The following is a 13,114-nucleotide window of genomic DNA, read 5'->3' as shown; positions in this document are numbered from 1 at the left end:
CTCAGCCACAACTCACATCCGCTCGCTACGGTTTTCTCAGCAGGACGTTACTAAGAACGCACGGCCGCCATCTTCGCCACGAAAGCTTGCGCGCGCGCCGTCACGGCCGCGTAATCTCCCGTGGCGCCCGGGCCACTCAGGCTGCTGCCGATACCCACGGCCACGGCGCCGCTGGCAAACCATGCATGCAGGTTTTCCACCGTCACGCCGCCCGTGGGCATCAGCGGCGCTTGCGGCAGGGGGGCGCGCAGGGCCTTGATGTAGGCGGGACCGAACATCTCGGCGGGGAAGACCTTGACGATGTCGGCGCCGGCCTGCAGGGCCGTGACGATCTCCGTCGGCGTCATCGCCCCCGGCATGGCCAGCACCTGGTAGCGCTGGCACAGCGTGATGGTCTCCACGTTCACGCCGGGCGAGATGATGAACTGGGCGCCGGCCAGGATGGCGGCGCGCGCCGTCTCCGTATCGAGCACCGTGCCCGCGCCCAGCAGCACGTCATGACCATGGCGTTCGCGCAGGGTGCGCAGCACGCCCAGGGTATCGGGCGTGGTGAACGCCACTTCCAGCGCCGTGATGCCGCCGGCGATACATGCCTCGGCAATCTGCACGGCCGCCTGCGCCGAAGAGGCGCGCACGATGCCGACCATGCCCCGTTCGATAATGCCCTCGAAAACCGTGTGCTTCTGCATTTGCTCTCTCCTGTCAGGCCGGCAGGGCGCCAAAGCGCACTTCCGGCAAACCGCGCACGCCCACCTGGCGCGCATGAAACAATCCCCCGGCCAGCGGTTCGCTCGCCAGCTGGGCCGGGGTCAAGCTCTCCTGCGCCGTCGTGACGAACAATTCGTCGTAGTGCGGACCGCCCAGGCTCACGCAGCTGGGCTGCGAGACAGGCAGGCTGATCTTGCGCTCGACGCTGCCGTCCGGCGCGAAGCGCAAGACCTTGCCGGCGCCCCACTGCGCGCTCCACAGGTAGTCATCCGCGTCGATGGTGGCGCCGTCGGCGGCGCCCGGCCCCGGATCGAGCACGGCAAACACGCGCACCCGGCTGGCGTCGCCCCCCAGGTAATCATCCCAGCGATAGATCGCCTTTTTCATCGAATCGCAGAAGTACATGGCCGTGCCGTCGACGCTGAAACAGATGCTGTTCGAGATGGCGATCTGCGGCAGCGGCAAGCGCTCCAGGGTCAAGTCCAGGTTGAGGCGATAGAAGCTGGCGATCGCATCGCGGCACGGGCGTTCATCGAGCGTGCCGAAGACAAAGCGTCCCTGGCGGTCGCAGCGGCCATCGTTCAGGCGCGTCATGGGCAAGTCCCCCTCCACCGTGTGCAAGCGCGTGACGGCTCCGCTGCGCGCGTCAAACCAGGCCAGTCCGGAAGCCAGTCCCAGCAACAGCACATCGTCGCTATCCGTCAGCGCGAAGCACGCCAGGCGCTCGGACATGGCCCAGCTCTGGCGCTCCCCCGTGTCCAGCACCAGCGCATGCAGCTGGCAGCCTTCGATATTCGTCCAGAAAACGCGGCCGCTGCGTTCGCACCAGCGCACGCCCTCGCCCAGGAAGTTCTGCGCATCGACCAGTAGTTGGGCCTGTGTCCCCATCATTTTTCCTTGTTTTTCAGTGTGATTCGCGCGGAACCGCCGAGCCGCGGCAGCCGACGAGAAAGTCCAGGTCCGCGCCTTCGTCGGCCTGCGTCACGTGCTTGATATACATCGACTGGTAGCCACCCTTCATGGCCGGCGGCGGCGCGCTCCACTCGGCGCGCCGGCGCGCCAGTTCGGCCTCGTCGACGTCCAGGTGCAAGCGGCGCCCCGCCACATCCAGTTCAATCATGTCGCCATCGCGCACCAATGCCAGCGGCCCGCCCACGGCCGCTTCCGGCGCCACGTGCAGCACCACCGTGCCGTAGGCCGTGCCGCTCATGCGCGCATCCGAGATGCGCACCATGTCGCGCACGCCCTGCTCCAGCAGTTTTTTCGGCAGTCCCATATTGCCCACTTCCGCCATGCCCGGATAGCCCTGCGGGCCGCAATTTTGCAGCACCATCACGCAGCTGGCGTCGATATCGAGCGCGGGATCATCGACGCGCTTTTTATAATGCTCGATACTGTTGAAGACGACGGCGCGGCCACGGTGCTGCATCAGTTCCGGCGAAGCGGCCGACGGCTTGATGACGGCGCCGCGCGGGGCCAAGTTGCCATGCAGGACGGCGATGCCGCCTTCGTCCTTGAAGGGCTGCGCCAGCGGCGTGATCACCTCGGGATTGAAATTTTCCGCTTCGGCCACGTTGACGGCCATGCTGGCGCCCGTGACGGTGAGCGCCTCGCCATGCAATTTGCCCAGCAGATCGCGGATGATCACGGGCAGGCCGCCCGCATAGTAAAAATCTTCCATCAGGTACTGGCCCGACGGCATCAGGTTAAGCAGGCAGGGAATGTCGCGGCCCAGGCGGTCCCAGTCACCCAGGCGCATGTCCACGCCGATGCGCCCAGCGATGGCCAGCAGGTGGATCACGGCATTGGTCGACCCGCCGATGGCGCCGTTGACCATGATGGCGTTTTCAAACGCTTCGCGCGTGAGGATCTGCGACAGTTTCAGGTCTTCATGCACCATATCGACGATGCGCCGGCCCGTCAGCTGCGCCTGCAGCTTGCGGCGCGCATCGACGGCGGGAATGGCCGCGTTGCCGGGCAAGGTCACGCCCAGCGCTTCGACCATGCTGGCCATGGTGGAAGCCGTGCCCATGGTCATGCAGTGACCGGCGGAGCGCGACATGCACGATTCGGCCTGCTTGAATTCGTTTGAAGTCATGCGCCCTGCCCGCACGTCTTCGGAAAACTTCCACACGTCCGTGCCTGAACCGATCGGTTTGCCGCGGTAATTCCCGTTCAACATGGGACCGCCCGACAGCACGATGGTCGGCAAGTCCACGCTGGCCGCGCCCATCAGCAGGGCCGGCGTGGTCTTGTCGCAGCCCGTCAGCAGCACCACGCCATCGATCGGGTTGGCGCGGATCGATTCCTCGACATCCATGCTGGCCAGGTTACGGAACAGCATGGCCGTCGGGCGCAGATTCGTCTCGCCCAGCGACATGACGGGAAATTCGACGGGAAAGCCGCCCGCTTCGAGCACGCCGCGCTTGACCATCTCGGCCAGGTCGCGGAAATGGCCATTGCAGGGCGTCAGCTCGGACCAGGTATTGCAGATGCCGATGACGGGGCGGCCATCGAAAGCGTCGCTGGGGTAGCCCTGGTTCTTCATCCAGCTGCGGTGAATAAAACTGTCCTTGTCGTCGCCGCCAAACCACGCTTGCGAACGCAAGGGACGCTTGTTCTTGTTGCTGCTCATACTGTCTCCTGCGGGGAAATCAAGCCGCGCGCGGCGGCGATCAGCAGCGCACCGTGACCGGCCAGATAGGCTTGCTGCTGGTCGTCGACGATGATGCGCTTGCCATAAAAAAATCCGTGTTCTTCGATCAGCAGCCCGAGCGCCTGGCGCAGCATGGGTTTACCGGTAATGACGAGTGGTGTATCGGGCCGCATCTGGATGGCGGTGCTGTTGCGCAGCGCCAGCAGGTCGCCGCTGAGGACGGCGCCCATCAGGAAATTGGCCCGCTCATTGCATTCGATGGCGCTGAACTGGCCCAGGGTGCGCACGCTGAAGCAGGCGCGCGCCAGCCCCGTTTTTTGTGCCGCGGCCGCGCCGGCCAGCAGCATTTTCGGCACCAGGGTCTGGGCAAATCCGCCGTCGACCGATTGCTTGATCAGGGTGTGCTGCGTGATCGCCTGCAGCAGCTCGCCCGCGATGGTGGTGCTGCAGCCGAGGATGCGGCGCTGTTCGTCCACGCTGATCAGTTTGGTATGCGAGCCGGGCATGATCAGGGTCGCCGCGCCCCGCAACTGCAGGCGCTCGAGCAGCGCGACGACTTCCGTCTCTTCGCCGCGCATCATGTCCATCGCTTCGACGTTATGCAGGCCGACGGCGCCATGCTGGTTGCGCACGCCGGGAATCAGCCACAGGGGCTGCGCCAGCACGTCGGGCAAGTCCACCGCCTGCATGCCTTGCGCCAGCTGGGCCAGGCCGGCAGGCGCCGGCAAATGCGGTATTTCCCGCACGCCCATGGGCGAAGTGATCATGCCAGACGCCAGCGCCAGGTCCACCTCGGATGGCGCGATGCCGGCACTGGCCAGCACGCTGGCAATGGTGTCGCGCAGCGCCTGTTTCAGCGCGCCGTTATGGCCATCGATGGCGGTGTTGCGCACGCCCGTTTCCAGCTGCGCCTGGGCGACGACGGCGCCCGCGCGCCACAGCAAGGTACGCGTATTGGTAGTGCCGGCATCGATGGTGAGTATGTTCATGGGCAGGTTCGCAGCGTCGGTCAGGACAAAAATAAATGAGGGAAAAACTACCCCATGGTAGAACTGCCCCGCATATCTGACCAATCACTTATTTGACATCATTGATACCGGTTCGGATATGTCAAACGCATCGATATCCTGCACGCCCAAACGGTAGGCAAGGTTGAAGCGCCTCGCCTCTCCCGGCTGCAGTTGCACGCCCTGCGCCAGCAGGGAAAAACAGCGTGCATCGGAATACAGATGGCAGCTGTCCTGGGTGCTGGAAAAACGCAAGACCCGCCCCGACGCGGGGTCGGCAACCCGTGCCGCCTCGCGCAGCTGGCCGCTGCCCGTCCAGTAAAAGTCATGCCGGAATCCCGGCGATTGCGCCAGCGCGGGCCAGGCCAGGCGCGAAGCGAGCGGCGCCGCGTGACGGAAATCGAATGCGCTGCCCGCCACATCGAGCGGAGCGCCGCCCGCGCAGCCGCCGGGCCGGTAGCGGTCGGCGGCCAGGCGCAGTACATGGTCGCCCACGCCGGCACGGCCGCCCTGCAGATTGAACAGGGGCGCGGCAAGAGAGAAACAGGAAGCCGTATCGGCCGTGGCATCGCAATCGAGGTACAGGCTGCCATCGTCGTCAAGCCGGTAGGCCAGGCGCACCGACAGACCATCTTGCGCCAGGTGCAGCCGCAAGTGGCCGTCGTTTGGCGCTGCGCACTGCCAGCCCGTGGACGCACGCGCCGCCGGGGGCACCGCACCCAGCACATCGGCCAGACGGCCATAGCGGTCGGGCGCCCACCAGGCCCGCACGCTGGCATCGTGCGCGTCGATGGCCACGCACATGCCGCGCGCATTGCGCAGCAGATGCATCATGGCGCCGGCCCGGGCGCTGGCGGCGGCCGGCTGCGCTGCTGGAATTCGCGCGGCGTGCAACCGAGTTCGCGCTTGAAGACGGCATGCATGTACTGCACCGTGGTAAAGCCGCAACGCACGGCCACCTCGGCCACCTGCCCCGGCCCGCGCGCCAGCAGGGTCTTGGCCGCATCGAGCTTGAAATGCAGGATTTCATCGTGCACGCTGCGCCCCAGCTCGTGGCGGAAGTGCGCTTCGAGCGAGGAGCGCGAGACCCCCACGTAATCGGCCACCTGCTCCGTCTTGATGCCCTGGCAGGCGTACTGGCGGATGAAGTGGCGCGCCTGCATCACCTGCGGATGCTGGAAGGGCTGGTGGCGCGTGGAAGCGAGCACGTTCAGGCCGGCCGGCGGCACGAGGATACGTGTGCCGGACAGGCGCGCGCCATTCAGCATCTGGTGCAGCAAATGCGCCGCCGTGCGGCCCATTTCCTCCGTGCCCTGGATCACGGAACTCAATGGAATGCGCGTGAGCATGCGCGCCAGCGGGTCGTTGTCGATGCCGATCAGGGCCACTTGCTCCGGCACGGCGATCCCCGCATGCATGCATGCCTGCAGCAACTGGCGCGCGCGCGCGTCGCTGACGGCGATGATGCCGACGGGTTTTTCCAGGCTGTTGAGCCAGGCGATCTGCTGCTCTACCGCTTCGTCCCACGAGGGCGCGCTGGTGGCGACGCCCCGGTACACGTCGGCGCGCATATGGTCGCGCTCCATCAAGGCGCAAAACGCCGTTTCGCGCTCCTGCGCCCAGCGGTTGACATCGGCCTCGGGCAGGCTGAAACAGGCAAAGCGGCTCAATCCCGCTTCCACCAGGTGTTCATAGGCCAGCTTGACGATCTTGAAATTATCGGTCGCCACATAGGGAATATTGGCCGGATAGCCCTCCTCCTTTGCGTACGAGCCGCCGACGGCCACCACCGGCAGGTGGCTGTTGGCCAGCGCCGCGCAGACGGCCGGGTCGTCGAAATCGGCGATGATGCCGTCGCCCTGCCAGCGTTCGATGCCGGGCAGGCGGCAGCGAAAATCCTCTTCCAGGAACAGGTCCCAGGACACGCGCGTGGTGTTCAAATACGCCGCAATGCCGGCGATGATGTCGCGGTCATAGATTTTATTCCCGTTAAACAGCAGCGCGATCCGGTGCGCGGTCGGCAGTTTCATGCAGGTGTCTCCTCCATGTGGCGGCCAAAGAAGTATCTCTGGCCGCACGACGTAGTCAGGCCTTTCGGGACCTCGAAAAACCGTAGCGAGCGGTCCAATATCGTCTTGAGTAGCGCAAGCGTACAAAGGTACGCTGAGCAACGCAGAGGCGATAGTGGGGCGCGCAGTAGGTTTGTCGAGGGTCCACGCTATCTGCGTCCGGCCCGGGTGCTGACATCGACCCACACGGCGAGGGTGAGGATACTGCCTTTTACGATCATCTGCCAGTAGGTGTCCACGTCCAGCATGGACATGCCGTTATCCAGGCTGGCCATCACCAGCGCGCCGATCAGGGCGCCGTACACGGTGCCCGAGCCGCCGCGCATCGAGGTGCCGCCGATGAAGCAGGCGGCAATCGCATCGAGTTCGCTGAAGGTGCCGGCCGAGGGCGAACCGGCCGCCAGGCGGCCCGTGTTGATCAGGCCCGCCAGCGCGCACATCAGGCCCATGATGCCGAAGATCCACAGCTTGACGGCTTTCACGTTGATGCCGGACAGGCGCGTCGCTTCCATATTGCTGCCGACAGCGTAGATGCGCCGGCCAAACACGGTCTGGCTGGTGATGTAGCTGAACAGTCCCAGCAAGGCCAGCAGCAACAGCACGGGCAGCGGGATGCCTTCATAGCCGTTCAGGGTTTGCACGAAGGCATACAGCACGGCGCCGATGACGGCCAGGCGCAAGCCGTCGGCCCAGGGCGCCGTCTGCGGCAAGCCATGCTGTGAGCGGCTGGCACGCGCGCGCCACGTCAGGAAGGCGGCCAGCAGGAACAGGCCGATGCCCAGCACGATGCCGGGCACAGCGGGCAGGTAGCCCTGCCCCAGGTAGACCATCGGCTCGGAGACGGGCGCGATCGTGATGCCGCCCGTGATGCCCAGCAGGATGCCGCGGTACGCCAGCATGCCGCCCAGTCCCACGATGAAGGAGGGGATGCCCCGGTAGGCCGTCAGGTAGCCATTGAGCAAACCGATCACCAGGCCGCAGCCGAGTACGGCCGCCAGGTTCAGGGCCAGCGGCCAGTGCTGCGTCACGTCCAGCACGGCGGCGATGCCGCCGAGCAGCCCCAGCAGGGAGCCGATCGACAGGTCGATCTCGCCGGCGATAATCACCAGCACCATGCCGCAGGCGAGGATGCCGGTGACGGACATCTGGCGCAGCAGGTTCGACAGGTTGCGCGGCGTGAGGAAACTACCCTCCGTCTTCCACGAAAAGAAGGCCCAGATCAGCGCCACGGCGATCAGCAGGGCCAGCATCTTGTATTGGGTGAACAGCTGTTTGATACTGTGCGGTTTCATGCTGCGGGTTCCTTGTTTGCGGTGTTGGCGGCGGGTGCCGGACGCTGGTCCAGCGCCGCCGCCAGCACGGTTTCCTGGCTCAGGCCATCGTTGATAAAGTCGCCGCGCAGGCGGCCTTCGCCCATCACCAGCACGCGGTCGGACACGCCCAGCACTTCGGCCAGTTCCGACGAGACCATGATGATGGCCACGCCCCGGTCGGCCAGCGCCAGCATCAATTTATAGATTTCATATTTGGCGCCCACGTCCACGCCGCGCGTAGGTTCGTCGAGGATCAGCACGCGCGGGCGCGTCAGCAGCATCTTGGCCAGCACGGCCTTTTGCTGGTTGCCGCCCGACAGGCTCGTAATGGGCAGCGAAGGGCTGGCCGCCTTCAGCTCCAGCTGGGCGATCTCGCCGCGCACGGCCGTCAATTCCGCCTCGCCATCGATGCGCGTGGCGTGCGCGAATTCTTCCAGCACGGCCAGGGTGATGTTCTGCCCCACGTCGAGGTCGGGCACGATGCCGTGGTGCTTGCGGTCTTCCGGCACCATCGCCAAGCCCATGGCGATGGCCTTTTGCGGCGAGCGGGTATCGATCTTGCGGCCATCGAGCCACACTTCGGCCTGGCACGGCCCCTGATATGCGCCGAACAGGGCCGAGACGAGCTCCGTGCGCCCCGCCCCCACCAGGCCGGCGATGCCGAGGATCTCGCCCTTGCGCAGGGTGAATGACACATCGTCGACCCGCTTGCGCTGCGGGTTGTCGGCATCGATGCAGGTCACGTGGCGCGCCTCGAACAGCACCTCGCCAATGGCCGGCGGCTGCGCGCGCTGCGGATACAGCTGGCTCATTTCGCGGCCCACCATCTGCGCGATGATGCGTTCGACGTTCATCTGCGCCATCGGCGTGGTGGCGATGTGCTTGCCGTCGCGGATGACGACGATGGTGTCGCAGATGGCCGCCACTTCATCGAGCTTGTGCGAAATATAGATGCAGGTGACGCCCTTGGCCTTCAGTGCGCGCAGGATATCGAGCAGCACGGCGATTTCCGACGCCGTCAGCGACGACGACGGCTCGTCGAGGATCAGCAAACGCGCATTCTTGTTGAGCGCCTTGGCGATTTCCACCAGTTGCTGGTGGCCGCCGCCGTAATTCATCACGGGCTGCGCCACGTTCAGTTCGGGAATTTTCAGTTCGCGCAGCAGCTCGTCGGCGCGTTTGTACATGGCCGCGTAATGCATGCGCCCGCCGGGCAGGGTGAGCTCGCGGCCCATGAAGATATTTTCGGCCACGGACAGCTGCGGCACCAGCATCAGTTCCTGGTGGATGATGATGATGCCCGCGTCTTCCGTGTCGCGGATCGATTGCGCGCGCAGGGGCTGGCCATCCCACAGGATGTCGCCCTCCCAGGTGCCGTGCGGGTACACGCCGGACAGCACCTTCATCAGGGTCGACTTGCCGGCGCCATTCTCGCCGCACAGGCCGATACACTCGCCGGCCCGCACCTGCAGGTCGATGCCGTCAAGCGCGCGGACACCGCCAAACTGTTTGACGATGCCTTTCATTTCAAGCAGATAGTCGGACATTCTTGCTCTCGTTGCTGATACGGGGAAAAATGTCGGATTACGCTACGCTAATCCGACCTACCGGTAAAAACGGGTAGGTCGGATTAGCGCATGGCGCGTAACCCGACATGACACAGGCGATCAATTACCGAGTTGCGCCTTGGTATAGAACCCATCGTCGACGAGAATGTTCACGTTCGCCTTGGTCAGCGGCGTAGGCTTCAGCAGCACCGTGCTGACCTTTTTCAAGCCGTTGTCATAGCTGGAGTTATAGGCCGGCTTTTCATTGCGCGCCAGTTGCACGGCCAGTTTGGCCGCTTCCGAAGCGATGGTTTTCAGGGGTTTGTAGACGGTCATCGATTGCGTGCCGGCGATGACGCGTTTCACCGCCGCCAGATCGGCGTCCTGGCCCGAGACCGGCACCTTGCCGGCCAGCTTTTGCGCGGCCAGGGCCTGGATGGCGCCGCCGGCCGTGCCGTCGTTCGAGGCGACGATGGCGTCGATCTTGTTGCCGTTGGCCGTCAGCGCGTTTTCCACGATGGACAGCGCTTCGGTGGCGCTCCAGTCCTTCACCCACTGCTGGCCGACGATCTTGATGTCACCCTTGTCGATGAACGGTTTAAGCACCTTCATCTGGCCTTCGCGCAGCATCTTGGCGTTGTTGTCGGTCGGCGAGCCGCCCAGCAGGTAGTAATTGCCCTTCGGCTGCAGCTTGGTCACGCCCTCGGCCTGCATTTCGCCCACTTTCTCGTTGTCGAACGAGATATATGCGTCGATATCGGCATTCAGGATCAGGCGGTCATACGACAGCACCTTGATGCCGGCCTTTTTCGCTTCCTTGACGGTGTTGTTGAGCACTGTCGCGTTGAACGGCACGATCACCAGCACGTCGACGCCGCGCGAGATCAGGTTTTCGATCTGCGAAATCTGGCGCTGCTCGCTGGCGTCGGCCGACTGCACGAAGACCTTGGCGCCCTGCTTTTCGGCGGCGGCGATAAAGAAATCGCGGTCGCGCGTCCAGCGTTCCACGCGCAAATCGTCGATGGAAAAGCCGATCTTCGGGTTTTTCGCATCGGCCAGAGCGGCGCTGCTGCTCAATGCCAGCATGGCGGTCATGATGGCTGCACTGATGATCTTGTTCATTGTGTGTCTCCTTGTGGATTTTATTAACAACGTTTTTTCACTACGGGGTACTGCTGAAAAATTTTATGTCTGTGATGGTGTCGGGTTACGCGATGAGCGCTAACCCGACCTACCCCGACCTGCCTGCTAATGGTTGTGGCGCGGCAGGGTCTGCCCCACGGCGCGGTATTTCAGCGCCAGCTCCATGCAGGCGCCCGTTTCCAGCTGGCCCACGCTGGCGCGGTAGATTTCCTGCCATGGCGTGGCGCTGTCGTTGACAGGCGGCGGCAGCGCCGTGGCGCGGCGCGCCAGTTCGTCAGCATCGACCAGCATGTCGCACCGGCCCGCGCTCAAGTCCACGCGGATGACGTCGCCCGTGCGCAGCAAGGCCAGGCCGCCGCCCACGGCGCTTTCCGGCGACGCGTTCAGGATCGACGGGCTGTCCGACGTGCCCGACTGGCGCCCGTCGCCCAGGGTCGGCAGATTCAAAATACCGGCCTTGAGGAGCGCATCGGGCGGCTGCATGTTGACCACTTCGGCCGAACCTGGCCAGCCCACAGGGCCGGCGCCGCGCATGACCAGCATGCAGCTGTCGTCGATATTGAGCGCCGGGTCGTTGATGCGCGCGTGGTAATCGGCAGAACCGTCAAAGACGATGGCGCGCGCTTCGAACACGCCTTCGCTGCCGGGACGCGACAGGTAGCGCTCGCGGAAAGCGGGCGAGATCACGCTAGTCTTCATGATGGCAAAATCGAACAAGTTGCCCTGCAAGGCCATGAAACCGGCCTTTTCCTTCAATGGCGCCGCAAACGGGCGGATCATCTCGCGGTCCGCGCTTTCCCGGCCCGCCAGGTTTAGCGCCATGCTCTGGCCCGTGACCGTCAAGCGCTCGGTGTGCAGCAAGCCCGCCTGCTGCAGCTCCCACATCACGGCCGGCACGCCGCCGGCGCGGTGGAAGCGCTCGCCCAGGTATTTTCCGGCCGGCTGCATGTTCAACAGCAGCGGCACGTCATAGCCGTGCGCCATCCAGTCGCTCGAGTGCAATTCCACGCCTGCATGGCGCGCCATGGCCATCAGGTGCGGCTGGGCGTTGGTGGAGCCGCCGATGGCCGCGTTGACGATGATGGCGTCCAAAAACGCCTCGCGCGTGAGGATGCTCGACGGGCGCACGTCGTCATGCGCCATGCCGACGATGCGGCGCCCCGTTTCATAGGCGATCTGGCCCCGCTCGCGGTACGGCGCGGGGATGGCCGAGCAGCCCGTCAGGGACATGCCCAGCGCCTCGGCCAGCGCATTCATGGTCGATGCCGTGCCCATGGTGTTGCAGTGGCCGGCCGACGGCGCCGAGGCGGCTGCGATCTGCAGGAATTTGTCGTTGTCGATCAAGCCGGCGGACAGCTGGCGGCGGCCTTTCCAGATGGCGGCGCCGGAACCCACCAATTCACCGTCCATCCAGCCGTCGAGCATGGGGCCGCCCGACAGCACGATGGCGGGAATGTCCACCGTGGCGGCGGCCATCAATTGCGCCGGCGTCGTCTTGTCGCAGCCCGTCGTCAGCACCACGGCGTCGATCGGGTAGCCATGCAGGATTTCCACCAGGCCCAGATATGCCAGGTTGCGGTCCAGCGCGGCCGTGGGACGGCGGCAGTTTTCAAAGATCGGATGCAGCGGGAACTCCATCGGGATGCCGCCCGCGTCGCGGATGCCGTCGCGCACACGCTGGGCCAGTTCCAGGTGGATGCGGTTGCAGGGACTGATGTCGCTGCCGCTTTGCGCAATGCCGATGATGGGCCGGCCCGAACGCAGCTCCTCTGCCGTGATGCCGTAGTTCATGAAGCGCTCCAGGTACAGCGCCGTCATGTCGATATGGTCGGGATTGTCGAACCAGTCCTGCGAGCGGAAGCGCCGCGCCTGGGGTTGGGCGGGAATGCTCATGCGCCGTACCAGCCTGCGTCGACGTAGTATTCGCGTCCGGCGCACTTGGCCGCGTTGTCCGACGCGAGGAACAGCGCCAGCGCCGCCACGTCTTCCGGCTCCACGCGCAGTTGCAGGCATTGTCCCTGCAGGATCACGGCTTCCGCCTCCGGCGTATGCCACAGCCGCTCTTGGCGCGGCGTGCGCACGGCGCCGGGAATGATGCAATTGACGCGGATGCCGTCGACACCCAGGTCGCGCGCCAGGCCGCGCGTCAAGCCCTCGATGCCGGCTTTCGCCGTCATGTAGATCGACAGCCTCGCTTGCGCCAGGTGCCAGGAAATCGAACCCAGATTGAGGATTACGCCGCCCCCCTTGGCGCGCATGGCCGGCGCCACTGCCTGGGCGCAGAAATACTGGTGGCGCAGGTTGACGGCGATGCGCTCGTCCCAGTAGGCGGGCGTGACGTCCTGTAACTGGTGGCGGTCGTCATTGGCCGCGTTGTTGATGAGGATATCCGTGGCGCCCGCGCTTTGTTCAATCTCGGCGAAGGTGGCGGCCAGGGCGCCCAGGTCCGTCAGGTCGCAATAACGGAATACGGGCGGCTGCGGCAGGTCGGTCAGCTTTTCCTGCAGCGCCAGCGACGCCTCGCGGGCGATATCGAGAAAGGTGACGTGGGCGCCCTGGCGCGCGAACGCTTCGACGATGGCCACGCCGATGCCGGTGCCGCCGCCCGTGATGACGACGCGCTGACCTGCCAGGCTGGGATAGATTGCATGTTGCATGGTGTCTCTCGTTA

Annotated in this window: 11 protein-coding genes; all 11 read right to left on the bottom strand. The window is 65.0% G+C overall.

The window, feature by feature from the left end:
* Window positions 1-50: 50 nt before the first annotated feature.
* Window positions 51-689, bottom strand: coding sequence for a bifunctional 2-keto-4-hydroxyglutarate aldolase/2-keto-3-deoxy-6-phosphogluconate aldolase (locus LSO07_RS01640; protein WP_151092023.1), 639 nt, complete (start codon window positions 687-689; stop codon window positions 51-53).
* A gap of 13 nt (window positions 690-702) precedes the next feature.
* Window positions 703-1,599: an SMP-30/gluconolactonase/LRE family protein gene (locus tag LSO07_RS01635; RefSeq protein WP_404811476.1), complete on the bottom strand. Its 897-nt coding sequence runs from the start codon at window positions 1,597-1,599 to the stop codon at window positions 703-705.
* Window positions 1,600-1,612: 13 nt separating this feature from the next.
* Window positions 1,613-3,343, bottom strand: coding sequence for an L-arabinonate dehydratase (gene araD / locus LSO07_RS01630; RefSeq protein ID WP_034783805.1), 1,731 nt, complete (start codon window positions 3,341-3,343; stop codon window positions 1,613-1,615).
* Window positions 3,340-4,353: a 2-dehydro-3-deoxygalactonokinase gene (locus LSO07_RS01625; RefSeq protein WP_151092021.1), complete on the bottom strand. Its 1,014-nt coding sequence runs from the start codon at window positions 4,351-4,353 to the stop codon at window positions 3,340-3,342. The genes araD and LSO07_RS01625 overlap by 4 nt, the downstream gene beginning before the upstream one ends.
* A gap of 84 nt (window positions 4,354-4,437) precedes the next feature.
* A complete protein-coding gene (locus LSO07_RS01620) occupies window positions 4,438-5,205 on the bottom strand; it encodes an aldose epimerase family protein (RefSeq protein ID WP_151092019.1) in 768 nt (255 codons plus the stop codon).
* Window positions 5,202-6,401 (bottom strand): XylR family transcriptional regulator, encoded by a 1,200-nt coding sequence (locus LSO07_RS01615; RefSeq protein WP_034783809.1) that lies wholly within the window; start codon window positions 6,399-6,401, stop codon window positions 5,202-5,204. The genes LSO07_RS01620 and LSO07_RS01615 overlap by 4 nt, the downstream gene beginning before the upstream one ends.
* 188 nt (window positions 6,402-6,589) lie before the next feature.
* A complete protein-coding gene (locus tag LSO07_RS01610) occupies window positions 6,590-7,732 on the bottom strand; it encodes a sugar ABC transporter permease (RefSeq protein ID WP_151092017.1) in 1,143 nt (380 codons plus the stop codon).
* The gene (gene xylG / locus LSO07_RS01605) at window positions 7,729-9,300 is read right to left on the bottom strand and encodes a D-xylose ABC transporter ATP-binding protein (protein ID WP_151092015.1); all 1,572 of its coding nucleotides are present in this window, start codon (window positions 9,298-9,300) and stop codon (window positions 7,729-7,731) included. The genes LSO07_RS01610 and xylG overlap by 4 nt, the downstream gene beginning before the upstream one ends.
* A 120-nt stretch (window positions 9,301-9,420) precedes the next feature.
* Entirely contained in the window at window positions 9,421-10,395 is a 975-nt protein-coding gene (gene xylF, locus LSO07_RS01600; protein WP_099389834.1) for a D-xylose ABC transporter substrate-binding protein, read from the bottom strand.
* Window positions 10,396-10,548: 153 nt separating this feature from the next.
* The gene (locus LSO07_RS01595; RefSeq protein WP_151092013.1) at window positions 10,549-12,336 is read right to left on the bottom strand and encodes an IlvD/Edd family dehydratase; all 1,788 of its coding nucleotides are present in this window, start codon (window positions 12,334-12,336) and stop codon (window positions 10,549-10,551) included.
* Window positions 12,333-13,100 (bottom strand): SDR family NAD(P)-dependent oxidoreductase, encoded by a 768-nt coding sequence (locus LSO07_RS01590; RefSeq protein ID WP_151092011.1) that lies wholly within the window; start codon window positions 13,098-13,100, stop codon window positions 12,333-12,335. The genes LSO07_RS01595 and LSO07_RS01590 overlap by 4 nt, the downstream gene beginning before the upstream one ends.
* Window positions 13,101-13,114 lie beyond the last annotated feature (14 nt).

This window comes from Janthinobacterium sp. PLB04 (assembly GCF_021165895.1).
GTDB lineage: Bacteria > Pseudomonadota > Gammaproteobacteria > Burkholderiales > Burkholderiaceae_D > Janthinobacterium > Janthinobacterium lividum.
Note: the sequence above shows the minus strand (reverse complement) of the source record. Positions and strands in the feature narration are given on the sequence as shown.

What these genes read in the sequence shown, in the direction of transcription:
- LSO07_RS01640 (WP_151092023.1), bottom strand. Translation starts at nt 689, where the DNA reads ATGCAGAAGCACACGGTTTTCGAGGGCATTATCGAACGGGGCATGGTC.
- LSO07_RS01635 (WP_404811476.1), bottom strand. Translation starts at nt 1,599, where the DNA reads ATGATGGGGACACAGGCCCAACTACTGGTCGATGCGCAGAACTTCCTG.
- araD (WP_034783805.1), bottom strand. Translation starts at nt 3,343, where the DNA reads ATGAGCAGCAACAAGAACAAGCGTCCCTTGCGTTCGCAAGCGTGGTTT.
- LSO07_RS01625 (WP_151092021.1), bottom strand. Translation starts at nt 4,353, where the DNA reads ATGAACATACTCACCATCGATGCCGGCACTACCAATACGCGTACCTTG.
- LSO07_RS01620 (WP_151092019.1), bottom strand. Translation starts at nt 5,205, where the DNA reads ATGATGCATCTGCTGCGCAATGCGCGCGGCATGTGCGTGGCCATCGAC.
- LSO07_RS01615 (WP_034783809.1), bottom strand. Translation starts at nt 6,401, where the DNA reads ATGAAACTGCCGACCGCGCACCGGATCGCGCTGCTGTTTAACGGGAAT.
- LSO07_RS01610 (WP_151092017.1), bottom strand. Translation starts at nt 7,732, where the DNA reads ATGAAACCGCACAGTATCAAACAGCTGTTCACCCAATACAAGATGCTG.
- xylG (WP_151092015.1), bottom strand. Translation starts at nt 9,300, where the DNA reads ATGTCCGACTATCTGCTTGAAATGAAAGGCATCGTCAAACAGTTTGGC.
- xylF (WP_099389834.1), bottom strand. Translation starts at nt 10,395, where the DNA reads ATGACCGCCATGCTGGCATTGAGCAGCAGCGCCGCTCTGGCCGATGCG.
- LSO07_RS01595 (WP_151092013.1), bottom strand. Translation starts at nt 12,336, where the DNA reads ATGAGCATTCCCGCCCAACCCCAGGCGCGGCGCTTCCGCTCGCAGGAC.
- LSO07_RS01590 (WP_151092011.1), bottom strand. Translation starts at nt 13,100, where the DNA reads ATGCAACATGCAATCTATCCCAGCCTGGCAGGTCAGCGCGTCGTCATC.